The sequence below is a fragment of the Pseudomonas sp. YuFO8 genome (genome assembly GCF_035065025.1).
Classification (GTDB): Bacteria; Pseudomonadota; Gammaproteobacteria; order Pseudomonadales; family Pseudomonadaceae; genus Aquipseudomonas; species Aquipseudomonas putida_AE.
The window spans coordinates 148,727-166,571 of the sequence record NZ_JAXDEQ010000005.1 but is presented as its reverse complement, the minus strand read 5'-3'; the positions used below and the strand labels follow the sequence as shown (position 1 = coordinate 166,571).

The following is a 17,845-nucleotide window of genomic DNA, read 5'->3' as shown; positions in this document are numbered from 1 at the left end:
CAAATCAGCGCTGCACAACCCGCATCGCATTCTGTTCTTTCGGCAGAACCCGCTTGGCCACTACGTAGTGCTTTTCCCAATACGGTTTCTTCAAGGTGTCGATGCTCACCGACTTGCCACGGCGTGGTGCGTGGATGAAGCGGTCGTTGCCCAGGTAGATGGCAACGTGATTGACTCGACGGCTCTTGATGTTGAAGAAAATCAGGTCGCCCGGTTTCAAATCGTTGCGATCGACTTTCTCGCCGTGACCGCTGGCCATGGCATTGGAGGTCCGTGGCAGGTCAAACGTGGCGTCGTTGAACGCATATTTGACCAGGCCGCTGCAGTCGAAGCCTTTGCTCGGGCTGCTGCCGCCCCAGCGGTACGGCGTACCGAGGACGTTGACGGCGCGGCTGAGCACGTTGCTGCTTTCCTTGGTCCCCATTGGCGGCACCAGGCTGCTTTTGCTGACCAGCTGCGGAGCTGATTTGACCGATTTCTTGCTTTTGCTCGAAGGAGCAGCGGCATGGGATTTCTGGGTGTAACCATTAACGTTCGGAAGACGTTGCTCACGATTGGTGGCGTGGGCGGCCAGTGGCAATAATAGGCAAATGGTTAGCCATGTCTTGAAAAATGGACGCATTAGGCAGGGCTCGTATGTGTTGGCGCGCAACTTTATAACAGCTTTTTTGTGCCTTCCGGGGCCGTTGGTCGATTAACCTTGGGGTCAACGGAACCAAATAAGCGGCGAATGGACGCAATTGTCGGACAGAAGCCAAGTGCTATAAGGGTTTGGCGAGAGAGACGCTAACATGTGCCATACGTCGGCTGCTCGTAAAAAAGTCACAAAGATTTAAAGAATATTTATCTATCGTGTGAATCGAGGTCATCCATGAACACCTATCAAGCGCCCGTCCCGCACCAGGATACCCACAGTAAAGTGATCGGTTACCTGCTGTGGATTTTTGGCTTTACCGGGGCTCATCGCTTTTATTACGGCAAGCCGGTGACCGGGACGATCTGGTTTTTCACCTTCGGTTTGCTGGGGATCGGCTGGTTGATTGACCTGTTCCTGATTCCGGCCATGGACCGTGAAGCGGACCTGCGGTTTACCGCCGGGCCGATCGAATACAACGTGGCGTGGATCCTGCTGACGTTTCTGGGGGTTTTCGGGGTGCACCGGATGTATCAGGGGAAGTGGATCAGCGGGTTGCTGTACCTGGTGACGGGTGGGTTGTTCTTTCTGGGGGTGCTGTATGACTTCTGGACACTGAATGACCAAGTGTCGGTACGTAACGCGCAAAACAGAGGTGCCTTCAAGTAAGTCATCGCCAGCAGGCTGGCTCCCACAGGGGATTTGTGTCGTTCACATATCCTGTGTGGGAGCTAGCCCTGCTGGCGATTGAGGCGACGCGGTCTTAGGCCTGGTGGCTGATCCGCCCATCCACCAGGGTATAACGCACCACACCCGGCAAACTGTGCCCAATGAACGGGCAATTCTCGCCCTTGGACAGCCAGGTCTCACCGGCCACGGTCGAGGCCGCGGGGTCGAACAGCACGATATCCGCCGCGCCACCCACCGCCAGCTTGCCCGCCGGCAGGCGCAGGGCCTCGGCAGGGCCGGTGCTGAGGCGCGCCAGCAGCGTCGGCAGGTCCAGCAAGCCGTCTTCCACCAGAGTCATTGCCAGCGGCAGCAGCAGTTCAACGCTGCTGATGCCTGGCTCGGTGGCCCCGAACGGTGCCAGCTTGGCGTCTCGTTCGTGAGGTTGGTGATGGCTGGAAATGGCCGAGACCACGCCTGATTTCACGGCGGCACGCAGGCCATCGCGGTCGGCGCGGGTGCGTAGAGGTGGCTGTACGTGATAGAGGCTGCTGAAATCGATCAGCGCTTCGTCGGTCAGGATCAACTGGTACAGGGCGACATCCGCCGTGACCTTGAGGCCGCGCTGTTGGGCCTGGGCGATCAGGGCGACACCACGGGCGCTGGTGAGCTGGCTGAAGTGCGCACGCACGCCGGTCTGTTCAACCAACAGCAGATCCCTGGCCAGGGCCACGGTTTCGGCGGTTTCCGGAATGCCCGGCAGGCCGAGGAAGCTCGCGGTCGGGCCTTCATGGGCCAGGCCGCCTTCCGCCAAGTCGTGATCCTGGGAGTTGAAGATCACCGTGAGGTCGAAGGTGGCCGCGTAATCCAGCGCCCGGCACAGGGTGCGGGTGTTGCGGAAGCTCTCCAGGCCGTTGCCGAAGGCCACGCAGCCGGCATCGCGCAAGGCAACCAGTTCGGCCAGCTGTTCGCCGTCCAGGCCTTTGCTCAGGGCGCCGATCGGGAAGACTTTGGTGTTGCCGGCCTCGCGGGCGCGGTCGAGGATCAGTTCGGCGACGGCCGAGGTGTCCAGCACCGGTTTGGTTTTCGGCGGGCAGCACAGGCTGGTGACGCCGCCAGCAGCCGCCGCACGGGTTTCGCTGGTGATCGAGCCTTTACGGCTGTAACCCGGCTCGCGCAGGGCGACGTTGAGGTCGACCAGGCCAGGGGCCGCCACCAGGCCCTTGGCGTCGATGGAGTCTACTGCAACGAAACCCGCTGGAGCGGCGCCGAGGGCGACGATCTTGCAGGCTTCAACGTGGATATCAGTCACTTGATCCAGGCCGCTGGCCGGATCGATAACGCGTGCGCCAAGAATGCTGAGCTTCACTGGGCGTTCTCCTGCTCGAATTGGCGCTGCGCAGTCTGTCCGCTCATGGCCATGGACAGCACCGCCATACGAATCGCAATGCCGTAGGTCACCTGGTTGAGGATCACCGAGTGCGGGCCGTCGGCCACCGCCGACTCGATTTCCACACCACGGTTGATCGGCCCCGGGTGCATGACGATGGCATCGGGCTTGGCGCCGGCCAGGCGCGCGGTGGTCAGGCCGAACAGGCGGTAGAACTCGCCTTCGCTCGGCAGCAGGCCGCCGGTCATGCGTTCACGCTGCAGGCGCAGCATGATCACCACGTCGACGTCTTTCAGGCCTTCGGTCATGTCGGTGTAGACCTTCACGCCGTATTGTTCGATGCCGATCGGCAGCAGGGTCTTCGGCGCGATCACGCGGATGTCCGGGCAGCCCAGGGTTTTCAGGGCCAGCATGTTCGAGCGCGCGACCCGCGAGTGCAGGATGTCGCCGACGATGGCCACCGACAGGTTTTCGAAGCCGCCCTTGTGCCGGCGGATGGTGAGCATGTCGAGCATGCCCTGGGTCGGGTGCGCGTGACGGCCGTCGCCGCCATTGATGATCGCCACTTGCGGGCAAACATGCTCGGCGATGAAGTGGGCGGCGCCGGAATCACCGTGGCGCACGACGAACATGTCGGCGGCCATGGCTTCCAGGTTGCGCAAGGTGTCGAGCAGGGTTTCCCCCTTGCTCGCCGACGATGTCGACACGTTCAGGGTGATCACGTCCGCCGACAGGCGCTGGGCCGCCAGTTCGAAAGTGGTGCGGGTGCGGGTGGAGTTCTCGAAGAATACGTTGCACACGGTCTTGCCGCGCAGCAACGGGACTTTCTTCACCGCCCGGGCGCCGACTTCCAGGAACGAGTCGGCGGTGTCGAGGATTTCCGTCAGCAGCTCGCGGCGCAAGCCGTCGAGCGAGAGGAAGTGGCGCAGCTGGCCCTGATCATTGAGCTGCAGCGGGCGCTTGGTATCTAAAGGCGTCATCGCGAGGGGGACTCTCAATAGGGCGAATTAAAGGGCGAGGTCTTGCAGTTCGAGCTCGAGCTCCGGGCCCGAAAGTTTTACCCGCTCGTGGGCTGCCAGGGACAGGGTCGCGCCCAGTACGTTCGGGCGGATCGGCAGTTCACCGGCATCCAGGTCCAGCAGGCACACCAGCGTCACGCTGGCCGGGCGACCGTAGTCGAACAGTTCGTTCAGGGCGGCGCGGATGGTCCGGCCGCTCATCAGCACGTCGTCGATCAGCACCAGGTGCTGGCCTTCGATCTCGAACGGCAGGGCCGACGGGCGCACTTGCGGGTGCAGGCCGTTCTGGCTGAAGTCGTCGCGGTAGAAGGAAACGTCGAGTGTGCCAAGAGGTTCAGCGCTGCCCAGCTCCTTGAGCAGGGCCTGGGCAACCCACACGCCACCGGTACGAATGCCGATGTAGCGCGGTTCGCTGATGCCACGGTGTTCCAGGTGTGCCTTGAGATCAGTCGCCATCTGGCTGATCAGTTCGGCGGGATTGGGCAGGCTCATGGTTGCTCCTTCTTGGGCCCGAGCCGGGTCGTTGCCGGAGGTGGCTCGGGGTGTAGCTAAAAGAGACGGGTGACGGCTCTTCTGGATTAGGATTGGAACAATGCGCCATTCTCGTCGAGCCAGCCTTGCAGCAGCAGGGCGGCGGCGATGGCGTCGACCGGGTTGTCACGGTAACTGCCTTTCTGTCCGCCCCGGGCCAGGCGTTCGCCCTTGGCCTCGAAGGTGGTCAGGCGTTCATCGTGGGTGTAGAAGGGCAGGTTGAAGCGACCGTTCAGGCGCCGGGCGAATTTTTCCGCGCGGGCGCACATGTCGCTGGGCGTGCCGTCCATGTTCAGCGGCAGGCCGACCACCACGGCGTCGGGTTTCCACTCCTTGATCAGCGCTTCGACCTGATCCCAGTCGGGAATGCCGTTTTGCGCCTTCAAGGTGCACAGCTCGCGGGCCTGGCCGGTAATCACCTGGCCAACCGCAACGCCGATCTGTTTGGTGCCGTAGTCGAACCCCAGAATCAACCGCAGGGCCATCAGGCGTGCCCCGCCTGGCTGGTCAGCAGGCTGAGGTTGACGCCCAGGTGTTTGGCCGCCGCTTCCAGGCGCTGCTCGCTGCTGGTGTTGAACAGGATGTCGGCATCGTACGGGCAGGTCAGCCAGGCGTTCTGCGCCAGTTCGGCCTCCAGTTGCCCGGCTTCCCAGCCGGCATAACCCAGGGTGATCACGCTTTTCGCCGGGCCAACGCCATCGGCGATGGCGAACAGAACGTCCTGGGAGGTCGACAGCGACAGTTCGCCTTCCAGATCAACGGTCGCTTGAAAACCCTGGCCCGTGGGGTGCAGGACAAAACCGCGGTCGGTCTGCACCGGCCCGCCGATGAAGATCGGCACGTGCTGGCAGAGCGCTGGCGGTTCGATGTCCGGGCGCAATTGCTCGAGGATATCGGCCAGGTTCAGGTCCTGCGGACGGTTGACCACCAGCCCCATGGCACCATTGGCCGTGTGCTCGACGATGTAGGTCAAGGTGTGCGCAAAGTTCGGGTCGACCATGTGCGGCATGGCGATCAGGAAGTGATGCTTGAGGTAGCTGGGGCTGACGTTTTTCATGAGCGCTAGTGTGGCGTTGGAGGGGCGAACTGACAAGCCGAAGCACGTCAAAAGATCGCAGCCTGCGGCAGCTCCTACAGGGAAATGCATTCCAAATGTAGGAGCTGCCGCAGGCTGCGATCTTTTGATCTTCGATCAATTACTGGAAAGGCGATCGCCGCGGGCGAATTTCCAGGTGCGGATGATTTCCAGGCGGTCGATATCCGACAGGTCCCCGGTAAACGGCGCAAACGGCGCCGCCAGCCGCACGATGCGCTGGGCCGCCTGATCCAGCAGCGGTTGCCCGGACGACTCCAGCACCAGCACCTCATACAACGAGCCATCGCGGTTGATCGAGACCATCAGGCGCAAATTGCCGTAGATCTGCTTGCGCCGGGCTTCGTCGGGATAATTGAGGTTGCCGATGCGCTCGACCTTCTTGCGCCATTCGTCCTTATACCAGGCGCCCTTGTCGCGCATGGTCGACGCGGCGCTCAGGCGGTGGATGCGCGGGCGCTTGGCGTACAACTGCTGTTCCTGGGCCAGCTCGGCTTCGAGGCTGGCGATGTCGCTGGACAGCTGTTCACTGTCGAACGTCGGTGCGGCCACCGCAGGTTTGGTGACGGGTTTGGGTTCTTCGGTTTTCGCGGCAGCTTTTTTCGGCTTCGGTGCGACGGTGGTCACGGCAGCCTTGGGCGCGGCTTCCTGGACTTCAGGCTTGGCGGCGGGTGGCGGTGTGACTTTCTGTACCTTGTTGTCCTGGAACGGCGCGATCTCGGTGGTCTTGGGGATCGCCTTCTTGTCCAGGGTGCCGCTGCCTTGCTGGTTTTCCTGGGCGAGGAAATCGGCCTTGTCCGGCTTCTTTTCGCTCTTGAAGGTGGCGAGGGTGATTTCCAGGGTTTTGCTGATCTGCTTGGGCTCGACCATGGTGAAGCCGACACCCAGTAGCAATGCCAGGTGGATCAGCGCCGCCAGGAACAGGGTAAAACCGAGGCGATCGGCCGGGCGCACGCCGTAACGGGCGAGTTCGGGAGGCAGATCGGACGGGAGGGTCATGACAAGGAAACCAACATCGCGTTTTCACAGGCCGCGCATGATAACGCAATGTTGGTTTGGCTTTTCAACGGGCCTTGAGCTTCTGATCGATGGCATCCATCAGCATGCCGCCAATATCGGTGCCGAAGGCATTGTCGATTTCGCGGATGCACGTCGGGCTGGTGACGTTGATTTCGGTCAGGTGCTCGCCAATCACATCGAGGCCAACGAACAACAGGCCTTTCTCGCGCAGGGTCGGGCCGACTTGCGCCGCGATCCAGCGATCCTTCTCGGTCAATGGACGGGCTTCGCCGCGGCCACCGGCAGCGAGGTTGCCTCGGGTTTCGCCGGCAGCGGGGATGCGCGCCAGGCAGTAGTCCACCGGCTCGCCGTCGATCATCAGGATGCGTTTGTCGCCATCGACGATGGCCGGCAGGTAGCCCTGGATCATGATTTGCTGCTGGCCGTGCAGGGTCAGGGTTTCGAGGATCACCGAGAGGTTCGGGTGGCCGGCGGTGTGACGGAAGATCGAGGACCCGCCCATGCCGTCCAGCGGCTTGAGGATCACATCGCCATGATGGTCGGCGAATTCGCGCAGTACGTCCGGGCGACGGCTGACGATGGTCGGTGGCGTGCACTGCGGGAACAGCGTGGCGAACAGCTTTTCGTTACAGTCGCGCAGGCTCTGCGGCTTGTTGACCACCAGCACGCCAGCGCTTTCGGCCTGTTCCAGCAGATAGGTGGAATAGACGAATTCCATGTCGAAGGGCGGATCCTTGCGCATCAGGATCACGTCCAGGTCGCTCAGCAGGGCGTCCTGCTCGGCTTCCAGCTCGAACCATTTTTCCGGGTTGGCGAACACTTTCAGCGGACGCATCCGCGCCCGCGCCTGACCTTCGGCCTGGTACAGGTCGCGCTGCTCCATGTAGAACAGTTCCCAGCCGCGCTTCTGTGCGGCCAGCAGCATGGCCAGCGAGCTATCCTTTTTATAGGAGATGCTGGCGATAGGATCCATGACAATCCCGACACGAACGCTCATGGGTGTTTCCTCAAGATGTGGGGCTGATGTCGATCTCTGTAGGAGCGAGCTTGCTCGCGAAAAACCTGAGAGCGCCTCGGGGTGTCAGGCGGTCAGCATTATCGTTGACGACCATCGCGAGCGAGCTCGCTCCTACAGAGGATCAGCGTATAAAAGTGGCGTCAGAGTGGCGCTGAGTGTGTTCCCGGTCAAGGAAAAACCACTGCCAGGGCCGGCCGATAGATTGGATTTGGAGACTGTGCTAAAAAGGCTGCCATGTCGTGCCGGGCCTTGAACATCAAGGGTTTCGAGGGCTCGACGGCCCGCATAGGGACAAATAGATTCGTAAAGGCGACGGTGGAGCCACTATGGAACAGCAACCCAGCGCCTTGAAGGTCATGGTGATCGACGATTCGAAGACGATTCGCCGCACCGCCGAAACACTGCTCAAGAACGTGGGTTGTGAGGTCATCACGGCCATCGACGGGTTCGATGCCCTGGCCAAGATCGCCGATCACCACCCCGGGATCATCTTCGTCGACATCATGATGCCGCGCCTGGATGGCTATCAGACCTGCGCTTTAATCAAGAACAACAGTGCCTTCAAGTCCACGCCAGTGATTATGCTGTCGTCCAAGGACGGGCTGTTCGACAAGGCCAAGGGGCGCATCGTCGGCTCCGACCAGTTCCTGACCAAACCTTTCAGCAAGGAAGAACTGCTGAACGCGATCCAGGCCCATGTCCCGGGCTTTGCCGCTGTTTTGCCGCAGTAAGACACCTACAGAGACGCTCGGCCATTGGGCCCTGCGCCGACAAGAATGGGGAAGACCATGGCACGTATCCTGATCGTCGATGATTCGCCGACTGAAATGTACAAACTGACCGGCATGCTGGAAAAGCACGGTCATGAAGTATTGAAAGCCGAAAACGGCGCAGACGGCGTGGCCCTGGCCCGCCAGGAAAAACCCGACGCGGTGCTGATGGACATCGTCATGCCCGGCCTCAACGGTTTCCAGGCGACCCGCCAGTTGACCAAAGACCCGGACACCGGGCACATCCCGGTGATCATCATCACCACCAAGGATCAGGAAACCGACAAGGTCTGGGGCACTCGCCAGGGCGCCAGGGACTACCTGACCAAGCCGGTCGACGAAGACACCCTGATCAAGACCCTGAACAACGTGCTGGCCGGTTGATCCTGCGGCCATGAACGAATCATTGACCGCCTTCGAGCTGCTGCTGCAGATCGACCGGCGCTGTCGCTTGCTGGCGGCGGACCTGCCGTCCCAGCCGACCCGGCAGGACAGCTGGAGCGGCATCGGTTTTCGCCTGGGCGAACGCTGGTACGTCGCGCCCATGGGCGAGGTCGGTGAAGTGTTGCACGAGCCGCGGTTTACCCTGGTGCCGGGGGTCAAGCCGTGGGTGAAGGGCGTGGCCAATCTGCGCGGGCGCCTGTTGCCGATCATGGACCTGGCAGGTTTCTTCGGCCACGAGGTTTCGGCGGCGCGCAAGCAGCGGCGCGTGTTGGTGGTGGAACATGACGAAGTGTTTGCCGGGTTGTTGGTCGATGAGGTCTTTGGCTTGCAGCACTTTGCCCGGGACAGCCTGGAGCCGGCAGACACGTTGAACAGCCCGATTTCACCGTTCATCACGGGCCGGTTTCAGCGTGAACAGACCTGGCAAGTGTTCAGCCTGTTTGCGCTGGCGCGGTCGCAGGGATTCATGAACGTAGCCGTTTAACAGGAACGACACCGATCTAATGTGGGAGCGGGCTTGCTCGCGAAGGCATCATACCAGTCGAATTTAATCCTGGATGACACACCGCTTTCGCGAGCAAGCCCGCGCCCACAGGGGATTCTGGTAGGCCCAGAAGTGGGTTAACAGGCGAAGACCGATGACAAAAGCAAAAGCAGGCAAGCCAATGGAAGGGTCGCGCAGTCGATCGCAGATCATCGCGCTGTTCATCGCCCTGATCATCTTCATCATGTTGTTGTTCGCCAACTTCGCGTACCTCAACACCCAGGCTACTTACGACAAACAGTACATCGGCCACGCCGGTGAGCTGCGCGTGCTGTCCCAACGGATTGCCAAGAATGCCACCGAAGCCGCTGCCGGCAAGGCCGCGGCGTTCAAGTTGCTCAGCGATGCGCGCAACGATTTTGCCCGGCGCTGGAGTTATCTGAAGAAAGGCGACCCCGCTACCGGCTTGCCACCGGCACCGGCCAGCGTGCGCCCGGAAATGCGCGCCGTGCAGCTGGACTGGGAACGCCTGCTGAAAAACACCGACGCCATCCTGTCCAGCGAGCAGACGGTGTTGTCGCTGCATCAGGTCGCCGCGACCCTCGCCGAAACCGTGCCGCAGTTGCAGGTTGAATACGAAAAAGTCGTCGAAACCCTGCTGCAACGGGGCGCCCCGGCGGCCCAGGTGGCGATGGCCCAGCGTCAATCCCTGTTGGCCGAACGTATTTTAGGCGCGGTTAATACCGTCTTGTCCGGCGACGAAAACTCCCAGCAGGCCGCCGATGCGTTCGGCCGTGATGCGGCGCGTTTCGGCCAGGTGCTCAACGGCATGCTCCAGGGCAACGCAGCGCTGCGGGTCAGCCAGGTCGAGGACCGAGACGCGCGTGCGCGGCTGATCGAGATTTCCGAGCTGTTCGAATTCGTATCGGGCTCCGTGGACGAAATCCTCGAAACCTCACCGGAGCTGTTCAAGGTCCGTGAATCGGCGACCAATATCTTCAGTCTCTCGCAAACCCTGCTCGACGAAGCGTCCCACCTGGCCAGCGGTTTCGAAAACCTCGCCGGGGGACGTGACACCGACACCATCGGCGGTTATGTCCTGGGCCTGGCAGCGTTGATGTCGATCATCCTCATCGGCCTGGTGATGGTGCGTGAAACCAATCGCCAACTGCGCGAAACCGCCGAGAAGAACGAACGCAACCAGAACGCGATCCTGCGTCTGCTCGATGAAATCGAAGACCTGGCCGACGGCGACCTGACCGTGACCGCCACGGTCACCGAGGACTTCACCGGGACCATTGCCGACTCGATCAACTATTCCGTGGACCAACTGCGCGACCTGGTGGCCACGATCAACCTCACAGCCGGGCAGGTCGCCGCCGCCGTGCAGGAAACCCAGGCCACCGCGATGCACCTGGCACAGGCCTCGGAACACCAGGCCCAACAGATTTCCGAAGCCTCCACCGCGATCAACGACATGGCCGAGTCCATCGACCAGGTGTCGGCCAACGCCGCCGAGTCTTCGGCGGTGGCCGAGCGTTCGGTGGAAATCGCCAACAAGGGCAACGAGGTGGTGCACAACACCATCCACGGCATGGACAACATCCGCGAACAGATCCAGGACACCGCCAAGCGAATCAAACGCCTTGGCGAGTCTTCCCAGGAAATTGGCGATATTGTCAGCCTGATCGACGACATTGCCGACCAGACCAACATTCTGGCCCTCAACGCGGCAATCCAGGCGTCCATGGCCGGTGATGCCGGACGTGGTTTTGCGGTGGTCGCCGACGAGGTGCAGCGCCTGGCGGAACGTTCGTCCGCCGCAACACGGCAGATCGAGACCCTGGTGCGGGCGATCCAGGCCGACACCAACGAAGCGGTCATTTCCATGGAGCAGACCACCACCGAAGTGGTGCGCGGCGCGCGTCTGGCGCAGGATGCCGGTGTGGCCCTGGAAGAAATCGAAGGGGTGTCCAAGACCCTGGCGGCGCTGATCCAGAGCATTTCCAACGCCGCGCAACAACAGACGTCGTCGGCCGGTCAGATTTCCCTGACCATGAACGTGATCCAACAGATCACCACGCAGACCTCGTCCGGCTCTACCGCCACCGCCGAGAGCATTGGCAACCTGGCAAAAATGGCCAGCCAGTTGCGGCGGTCGGTGTCCGGGTTCACCTTGCCGGCCACCAAGGCGCAGGTAACGGACAAAGCTTGAACCGCCCCCGGGCATGGCTATCTTGATTGAAGTGGGGATTGGAGTGGTTATGGGTGATCGGCACGACTATGTGGCCCTCGAATGGGTCAAAGGCGAAATTGCCGAAACGCTGAAGCAGGCTCATCACGCGATCGAAACCCAGCTTGATGACCCGCAGGCGACGCACGCCCTGAGCGAATGCCTGGCGTGCATCCATCAGGTTCACGGCAGCCTGCAGATGGTCGAGTTCTACGGCGCGGCCTTGCTTGCCGAAGAAATGGAGCAACTGGTCACCGCCTTGCAACACAATCGCGTTCATCATCGCGACGAAGCGTTGCACCTCATGCTGCAAGCGCTGGGGCAATTGCCGATCTACCTCGATCGCGTGCAAGGCGCCCGCCGCGATTTGCCCTTGGTGGTCTTGCCGCTGATCAACGACCTGCGCAGCGCCCGGGGCGAAAGCCTGTTGTCGGAAACCAGCCTGTTCAGCCCGCAGTTGCTCGGCCTGGCGCCCCTGGACGAAGCGTCCCTGGCGCGGCTGGAGCCGGCGGAATTGCCGAATGTGCTGCGCAAGTTGCGGCAGATGTTGCAGATGGCCCTGGTCGGTTTGCTGCGTGAACAGGACGACGACACTCACCTTGAGTACCTGGCCAAGGTCTTCAGCCGTCTGGAAAACGTGTGCGGTTCAGCGCCCCTGAGCCCGCTGTGGCAGGTCGCTTCGGCGCTGGTCGAAGGCATGCGCGCCGGTGCCATCGGCAACAGCCCGGCCTTGCGCAGCCTGTTCAAGGAGGCTGACAAGGAGCTCAAGCGTCTGCTCGAACAGGGCATGCAGGGCATCAATCAGCCGCCGCCAACCGAGTTGCTCAAGAGTTTGCTGTTCTATATTGCCAAGGCCGAACATCCCACCGGGCAGATGCTGACCATGAAAGATCGCTACGCACTGGATGATGCATTGCCTGACAGCGCGATGGTCGACGAAGAACGCGCACGGCTGGCCGGGCCCGACCGTGACGCCATGCGCTCGGTATTGGCGGCCTTGTGCGAAGAGCTGGTGCGGGTCAAGGAGCACCTCGACCTGTTCGTGCGCAGCGACCGCCAACACGCCTCGGACCTCGACAGCCTGCTGGCGCCCCTGCGGCAGATCGCCGACACCCTGGCGGTGCTGGGTTTTGGCCAGCCACGCAAGGTCATCATCGATCAACTGGCCGTGGTGCTGAGCCTGACCCAGGGACAGCGCGCACCCGATGACGCGATCCTCATGGACGTGGCCGGGGCCTTGCTTTACGTCGAAGCGACCCTGGCCGGCATGGTCGGCACCGTGGAGCCGGAAAGCCAGGAAGACAGCCGCCTGCCCACCACCGACCTGACGCAGATCCACCAGATCGTCATCAAGGAAGCGCGCATCTGCCTGCAGCAGGCCAAGGACATGATCGTCGACTACATCGATGCCGATTGGGACCGACAGCACCTGCAGGCACTGCCGGCCTTGCTCACCCAAGTGCGCGGTGCCCTGGCGATGATTCCGTTGAGCCGGGCGGCGAGCCTGATCGAAACCTGCAATCATTTTATCCGCGAGCACCTGCTGCTCGAACCGGGCCAGCCCGGCTGGCAGGCGCTGGACAGCCTGGCCGACGCTATCACCAGCATCGAGTATTACCTTGAGCGCCTCAGCGACGACCCCCTGGCGCCCGGTGAACAATTGCTCGACGTGGCGCAGCGAAGCCTGGCTGCACTCGGGGTTTTCCCCAGCGAACAACAGGTGCCGGTGCTGGCGGATGTCTTGAGCTCCGGCGAAGCACAGCAACAGCAGGAACGGGATGCCCCGGCCATCGCCCAGAGCCTGGCCGATGTGCTGGCCAACCCGGTCTCGGCCCTGAACCCGCCCGCCCTCGACACGCCGGGCAGCCTGCTGCCGCCGCCGTCAGGCGAAGCGCCGGTGGACGAGGAATTGCGCGAAGTGTTCATCGAAGAAACCGAGGAAGTACTGGAGATCCTTCGTGAGTATTTGCCACGCTGGTCGGGCAATCCCGCCAACCGCTCGGCCCTGAGTGAACTGCGCCGCGCTTTCCATACCCTCAAGGGCAGCGGCCGGATGGTGCGCGCCCTGGTACTGGGCGAACTGGCCTGGGCCATGGAAAACCTGCTCAACCGCATCCTCGAACAGAGCGTGACGCCTGGCGCCAGCGTGCAGCAGTTGCTCGGCGAAGTGCTCGATCTGCTCCCGCAACTGATGGCCGAATATGCCGCCGATGCCCAGCGCCAGCGTGACGATGTCGACCAGCTGGCGGCCCGTGCCCATGCCCTGGCCAAGGGCGCAGCCACGGCAGTGGACGAGGACACCCAGGACGTCGCGGCCCTCGACCCGCTGTTGCTGGAAATCTTCCGCAAGGAAGCCGAGACCCATCTGGGTAGCCTCAACCGCTTTCTCGACCAGGCCGCCGAACACCTCCCGCTGCAGGCCAGCGATGAACTGCAGCGCGCCTTGCACACGCTCAAGGGCAGTGCGTCGGTGGCCGGGGTCCTGCCGATTGCCGAGCTGGCGACGCCGCTGGACCAACTGGCCCGGGAGTACAAGGCTCACCTGATCGCGCTCGATCTGGACGAAGTCGAAGTGCTGCTGGAGGCCGAAGGTTTGTTCCGGCTTGGCTTGCGCCAGCTCAAGAGCGATCCGGTGGCAGAAATTCCCGGTGCGCGGGCCTTGATCGAGCGTGCCAGGGCGCTGCTCGCCGAGCGCCTGCAAACCCTCTCGAACACGCCCAGCAGTGGCCTGCGGATAAAGCGCGACCCGCAGCTGATCAACAACTTCCTGGCCCAGGGCATGGACATCCTGCTGGACGCCGAAAGCCTGTTGCGGCGTTGGCAGCAGCACCCGGGCGAGCGCCAGGAACTCAGTGCACTGCTGGACGAATTAACCACCCTCGGCGAAGGTGCGCACCTGGCCGACCTGCACCCGGTGGATGAACTCTGCGAAGCCTTGCTCGATCTCTACGGCGCGGTGGAAGAGAGCAGCCTGGCAGTCAGCGAAGCGTTTTTCCATGAGGCACAGGGTGCCCACGAAGCGCTGATCAACATGCTCGATGAGTTGGCGGCCGGCCAGGAAGTCAGCCCGCGTCCGGAGCGGGTTCGGGCCTTGCACGGCTTGCTCGACCAGAGCCTCGATCCATCCGCCATGGGCCTGATTCGCAGTGACGGCAGTCGCACCTTGAGCATCCGCGAGCTGGGCGACGCCACCGCTGAACTTGAGCGCACGCTACCCCCCCCTGTGGGAACGAGCGTGCTCGCGATGGACTCACAGGCGCCGCGGTCATCCAATGACAACGCGTCATTGTTGACGTCCATCGCTGGCAAGCCAGCTCCTACAGGGGGGCGCGCCGCCGAACTGGACAACGACATCGTCTCGATCTTCCTCGAGGAAGCCGAGGATATCCTCGAAAGCGCCAACCATTCCCTGCAGCGCTGGCTCAATGACCCGCATAACGCCGCGCCCCTGTCGTCGTTGCAGCGCGATCTGCACACCCTCAAGGGTGGCGCGCGTATGGCTGAGGTCGAGCCGGTCGGCGACCTGGCCCATGAACTGGAAAGCCTCTATGAGGGACTGGTGGATCGCCGTTACAGCCACAGCGAAGCGCTGGCGCAGCTGCTGCAACAGAGCCATGACCGCCTGGCCCAGTTGCTTGAGCAACTGCAAGACCATCAAGCCCTGGGCGATCCCGAGGACCTGATCGAAGCGATTCGCGCCTTCAGGCAAGGTCACGCGAGCAACGCCGAGGTGCTCGAAGCGGCGACCGGCAACGACTCGACCCACCATGACGGCGAGTTGCTGGACATCTTCCTTGAAGAAGGCTTCGACATCATCGAAAGCTCCGGCGCGGCGCTGCTGCGCTGGCAGGCCGAGCCGTCGAACCGCCAGGAAATGGAAACCCTGCTGCGCGACCTGCACACCCTCAAGGGTGGTGCGCGCATGGTGGAAATCGCCCCGATCGGCGACCTGGCCCATGAGCTGGAGTATCTCTACGAAGGCCTGTCCACTGGCGTGCTGCAACCCACGCCGGCGTTGTTCGAGCTGCTGCAGCGCAGCCATGACCGCCTGGCCCAGATGCTCGACGCGGCGTGCGCCGGCGAGTCTTTGCCGCCGGCCGACCGGTTGATCGACGCGATCCAGAACTTCAGTCACCCGGTACTGGCTGAAACCCCGGCACCGCTCACCGTGGCGGCGAAAGCCGAGCCACCACAGCTGCAACCCGATGCCGGGGCGGACATGGTCAAGGTCTCGGCGGAGCTGCTCGATGACCTGGTCAACCTGGCTGCTGAAACCTCGATCTTTCGTGGTCGCATCGAACAACAGGTGAACGACGCGCAGGTGGCGCTCAACGAGATGGAAACCACCATCGAGCGCATGCGCGACCAGTTGCGCCGGCTCGATACCGAAACCCAGGGCCGGATCCTCAGCCGTCAGCAGGTCGAGGCCGAGCGCCTGGGTTATGAAGAGTTCGATCCGCTGGAAATGGACCGCCACTCGCAATTGCAGCAACTGTCGCGCGCCCTGTTCGAATCCGCCTCCGATTTGCTCGACCTCAAGGAAACCCTCGACCGGCGCAACCAGGACGCGGAAAACCTGTTGCAGCAGCAGGGGCGCATCAACACCGAATTGCAGGAAGGCCTGATGCGCACGCGCATGGTGCCGTTCGAGCGCATGCTGCCGCGCCTCAAGCGCATTGTCCGCCAGGTGGCCGGTGAGCTGGGCAAGGACGTCGAGTTCATCGTCGGCAACGCCGAAGGCGAAATGGATCGCAATGTGCTCGAACGCATGGCGGCGCCGCTGGAGCATATGCTGCGCAACGCCGTCGACCATGGCCTGGAGCCCGCCGACGTGCGGGTTGCGGCGGGCAAACCGGCGCAAGGGCGGATCACTTTGGATCTGTTGCGCGAGGGTGGCGACATCATTTTCGATATTCGCGACGACGGCGCCGGCGTGCCCCTGGAGGCGGTACGGCGCAAGGCGATCAAGCGCGGCCTGCTCGCCCCGGACAGCGTCATCAGCGACCACGACGTGCTGCAATTCATCCTCCAGCCGGGGTTTTCCACGGCCGAGAAAATCACCCAGATCTCCGGGCGAGGGGTCGGCATGGACGTGGTGCACGAAGAAGTGCGGCAACTGGGCGGCACCATGAGCATCGACTCCGTGCCGGGGCAGGGCGTGCATTTTCGCATTCGCCTGCCGTTCACCGTGTCGGTCAACCGGGCCTTGATGGTGCAATGCGCGGAGGATCAATACGCGATTCCGCTGAACACCATCGACGGCATCGTGCGCGTGTTGCCCAACGAACTCGAAGGGCATTTTCGACTGGATCCGCCGACCTATGAATACGCCGGGCAGCGCTATGAATTGTGTTACCTGGGCGAGTTGCTGAAAACCAGCCCACGCCCACGGCTGTCGGGCCAGAGCCTGCCGCTGCCGGTGTTGCTGGTGCAGTGCAACGAGCGGCACATTGCGGTGCAGGTGGATGCCATGGCGGGCACGCGCGAGATCGTGGTGAAAAGCCTCGGCCCGCAGTTTGCGGCGGTGCAAGGGGTATCCGGAGCGACGATTCTGGGGGATGGTCGGGTGGTGCTGATCCTGGACCTGCTGGCGCCGGTTCGCGCCATGCAAGCGCGTGCGCCGCAGCGTCCGGCGAGCCACGAAGTCGAGGTCGAGCCGCAGCGGCCGTTGCTGGTGATGGTGGTCGATGACTCGGTCACCGTGCGCAAGGTCACCAGCCGTTTGCTCGAACGTCACGGCATGAACGTGCTGACCGCCAAGGACGGGGTCGACGCCATGCTGCTGCTCGAAGAGCACAGCCCGGACCTGATGCTGCTGGACATCGAAATGCCGCGCATGGATGGCTTCGAAGTTGCGACCCAAGTGCGCAACGATGAGCGCCTGCGGCACCTGCCGATCATTATGATCACCTCCCGCACCGGCCAGAAACACCGCGACCGGGCCATGGCCATCGGCGTCAACGACTACCTTGGCAAGCCGTACCAGGAATCGGTACTGCTCGAAAGCATCGCCCTGTGGAGCAAGACCCATGCATGAGCGTCGCCACGACTCGCGCGAAAGCCAGCTCACCGGCCTGCTGCTGCCCCTGGCCGACCGCAACCTGATCCTGCCCAACGTCGCGGTGGCGGAGCTGATCGACTACCAGCCCGCGGCCTTCAACCTGGACTCACCGCCCTGGTACCTGGGACGGGTCGCCTGGCGGGACCGGCAGATTCCGCTGCTCAGCTTCGAGTCCGCATGCGGGCAGAAAATCGTCATCGGCGAACGCGCGCGAATCGTCATTCTCAATGCGCTCGGCGGTCGCCCCGAACTGAAATTCATCGCGCTGCTGGTGCAGGGGATTCCGCGCTCGTACAAGCTCGATAGTCAGCTGAGCTATGTGGATGTGCCGCTGTGTTCGCTGGAGCAAGCGGCGGTACAGGTAGCGGATCAAGTGGCCAAGGTGCCGGATCTGCTGGCGCTGGAAGAGTTGTTGGTGAGTGCCGGGCTCGTCTGAAGGGCCCCTTCGCGAGCAAGCCCGCTCCCACAGGGTTTTGTGTTCG

General features: G+C 62.7%; 15 protein-coding genes and 1 pseudogene. 7 read left to right on the top strand and 9 right to left on the bottom strand.

Going from position 1 to position 17,845, the window contains the following annotated elements; all coding sequences use genetic code 11:
* Window positions 1–4: 4 nt before the first annotated feature.
* A complete protein-coding gene (locus SOP95_RS06860) occupies window positions 5–622 on the bottom strand; it encodes a C40 family peptidase (protein ID WP_274075646.1) in 618 nt (205 codons plus the stop codon).
* A 249-nt stretch (window positions 623–871) separates the two neighbouring features.
* Here SOP95_RS06860 and SOP95_RS06855 point away from each other — a divergent pair, with 249 nt between their 5' ends.
* Window positions 872–1,303 carry an NINE protein gene (locus SOP95_RS06855; RefSeq protein ID WP_274075645.1) on the top strand — a complete coding sequence of 144 codons (432 nt, stop codon included), beginning with the start codon at window positions 872–874 and terminating at the stop codon, window positions 1,301–1,303.
* A gap of 94 nt (window positions 1,304–1,397) precedes the next feature.
* Here SOP95_RS06855 and SOP95_RS06850 read toward each other — a convergent pair whose 3' ends face one another.
* The 8 genes and pseudogenes from SOP95_RS06850 to SOP95_RS06815 all read right to left on the bottom strand — a co-directional run.
* A complete protein-coding gene (locus SOP95_RS06850; protein WP_323606616.1) occupies window positions 1,398–2,669 on the bottom strand; it encodes a dihydroorotase in 1,272 nt (423 codons plus the stop codon).
* Window positions 2,666–3,670, bottom strand: a complete 1,005-nt coding sequence (locus SOP95_RS06845) for an aspartate carbamoyltransferase catalytic subunit (protein ID WP_046818333.1) — start codon at window positions 3,668–3,670, stop codon at window positions 2,666–2,668. Before SOP95_RS06845 ends, SOP95_RS06850 begins: the two co-directional genes overlap by 4 nt.
* A gap of 27 nt (window positions 3,671–3,697) precedes the next feature.
* The gene (gene pyrR, locus SOP95_RS06840; RefSeq protein WP_274075643.1) at window positions 3,698–4,201 is read right to left on the bottom strand and encodes a bifunctional pyr operon transcriptional regulator/uracil phosphoribosyltransferase PyrR; all 504 of its coding nucleotides are present in this window, start codon (window positions 4,199–4,201) and stop codon (window positions 3,698–3,700) included.
* Window positions 4,202–4,287: 86 nt separating this feature from the next.
* Window positions 4,288–4,725 (bottom strand): Holliday junction resolvase RuvX, encoded by a 438-nt coding sequence (gene ruvX / locus SOP95_RS06835; RefSeq protein ID WP_323606615.1) that lies wholly within the window; start codon window positions 4,723–4,725, stop codon window positions 4,288–4,290.
* A complete protein-coding gene (locus SOP95_RS06830; RefSeq protein ID WP_274075642.1) occupies window positions 4,725–5,297 on the bottom strand; it encodes a YqgE/AlgH family protein in 573 nt (190 codons plus the stop codon). Before SOP95_RS06830 ends, ruvX begins: the two co-directional genes overlap by 1 nt.
* A 135-nt stretch (window positions 5,298–5,432) precedes the next feature.
* Window positions 5,433–6,332: an energy transducer TonB gene (locus tag SOP95_RS06825; RefSeq protein ID WP_274075641.1), complete on the bottom strand. Its 900-nt coding sequence runs from the start codon at window positions 6,330–6,332 to the stop codon at window positions 5,433–5,435.
* A 64-nt stretch (window positions 6,333–6,396) separates the two neighbouring features.
* A complete protein-coding gene (gene gshB / locus SOP95_RS06820) occupies window positions 6,397–7,350 on the bottom strand; it encodes a glutathione synthase (protein ID WP_323606614.1) in 954 nt (317 codons plus the stop codon).
* Window positions 7,351–7,387: 37 nt separating this feature from the next.
* Window positions 7,388–7,465, bottom strand: a pseudogene (locus tag SOP95_RS06815) (outer membrane lipoprotein carrier protein LolA); the annotation flags it as partial.
* Window positions 7,466–7,697: 232 nt separating this feature from the next.
* Between SOP95_RS06815 and pilG the strand changes: the two are divergent.
* From pilG to SOP95_RS06785, 6 genes are all read left to right on the top strand, one after another.
* Complete coding sequence (gene pilG / locus SOP95_RS06810) at window positions 7,698–8,102, top strand: twitching motility response regulator PilG (protein ID WP_046818327.1); 405 nt, start codon at window positions 7,698–7,700, stop codon at window positions 8,100–8,102.
* Window positions 8,103–8,159: 57 nt separating this feature from the next.
* Window positions 8,160–8,525, top strand: a complete 366-nt coding sequence (pilH, locus tag SOP95_RS06805; RefSeq protein WP_085716385.1) for a twitching motility response regulator PilH — start codon at window positions 8,160–8,162, stop codon at window positions 8,523–8,525.
* Between the two features lie 10 nt (window positions 8,526–8,535).
* A complete protein-coding gene (locus SOP95_RS06800) occupies window positions 8,536–9,069 on the top strand; it encodes a chemotaxis protein CheW (protein ID WP_323606613.1) in 534 nt (177 codons plus the stop codon).
* Between the two features lie 154 nt (window positions 9,070–9,223).
* The gene (locus SOP95_RS06795; RefSeq protein WP_406591758.1) at window positions 9,224–11,284 is read left to right on the top strand and encodes a methyl-accepting chemotaxis protein; all 2,061 of its coding nucleotides are present in this window, start codon (window positions 9,224–9,226) and stop codon (window positions 11,282–11,284) included.
* Window positions 11,285–11,333: 49 nt separating this feature from the next.
* Window positions 11,334–17,339, top strand: coding sequence for an Hpt domain-containing protein (locus SOP95_RS06790; protein WP_323606612.1), 6,006 nt, complete (start codon window positions 11,334–11,336; stop codon window positions 17,337–17,339).
* Window positions 17,332–17,799, top strand: coding sequence for a chemotaxis protein CheW (locus SOP95_RS06785; protein WP_274075637.1), 468 nt, complete (start codon window positions 17,332–17,334; stop codon window positions 17,797–17,799). Before SOP95_RS06790 ends, SOP95_RS06785 begins: the two co-directional genes overlap by 8 nt.
* Window positions 17,800–17,845: the final 46 nt, after the last annotated feature.

What these genes read in the sequence shown, in the direction of transcription:
- SOP95_RS06860 (WP_274075646.1), bottom strand. Translation starts at nt 622, where the DNA reads ATGCGTCCATTTTTCAAGACATGGCTAACCATTTGCCTATTATTGCCA.
- SOP95_RS06855 (WP_274075645.1), top strand. Translation starts at nt 872, where the DNA reads ATGAACACCTATCAAGCGCCCGTCCCGCACCAGGATACCCACAGTAAA.
- SOP95_RS06845 (WP_046818333.1), bottom strand. Translation starts at nt 3,670, where the DNA reads ATGACGCCTTTAGATACCAAGCGCCCGCTGCAGCTCAATGATCAGGGC.
- pyrR (WP_274075643.1), bottom strand. Translation starts at nt 4,201, where the DNA reads ATGAGCCTGCCCAATCCCGCCGAACTGATCAGCCAGATGGCGACTGAT.
- ruvX (WP_323606615.1), bottom strand. Translation starts at nt 4,725, where the DNA reads ATGGCCCTGCGGTTGATTCTGGGGTTCGACTACGGCACCAAACAGATC.
- SOP95_RS06830 (WP_274075642.1), bottom strand. Translation starts at nt 5,297, where the DNA reads ATGAAAAACGTCAGCCCCAGCTACCTCAAGCATCACTTCCTGATCGCC.
- SOP95_RS06825 (WP_274075641.1), bottom strand. Translation starts at nt 6,332, where the DNA reads ATGACCCTCCCGTCCGATCTGCCTCCCGAACTCGCCCGTTACGGCGTG.
- gshB (WP_323606614.1), bottom strand. Translation starts at nt 7,350, where the DNA reads ATGAGCGTTCGTGTCGGGATTGTCATGGATCCTATCGCCAGCATCTCC.
- pilG (WP_046818327.1), top strand. Translation starts at nt 7,698, where the DNA reads ATGGAACAGCAACCCAGCGCCTTGAAGGTCATGGTGATCGACGATTCG.
- pilH (WP_085716385.1), top strand. Translation starts at nt 8,160, where the DNA reads ATGGCACGTATCCTGATCGTCGATGATTCGCCGACTGAAATGTACAAA.
- SOP95_RS06800 (WP_323606613.1), top strand. Translation starts at nt 8,536, where the DNA reads ATGAACGAATCATTGACCGCCTTCGAGCTGCTGCTGCAGATCGACCGG.
- SOP95_RS06795 (WP_406591758.1), top strand. Translation starts at nt 9,224, where the DNA reads ATGACAAAAGCAAAAGCAGGCAAGCCAATGGAAGGGTCGCGCAGTCGA.
- SOP95_RS06790 (WP_323606612.1), top strand. Translation starts at nt 11,334, where the DNA reads ATGGGTGATCGGCACGACTATGTGGCCCTCGAATGGGTCAAAGGCGAA.
- SOP95_RS06785 (WP_274075637.1), top strand. Translation starts at nt 17,332, where the DNA reads ATGCATGAGCGTCGCCACGACTCGCGCGAAAGCCAGCTCACCGGCCTG.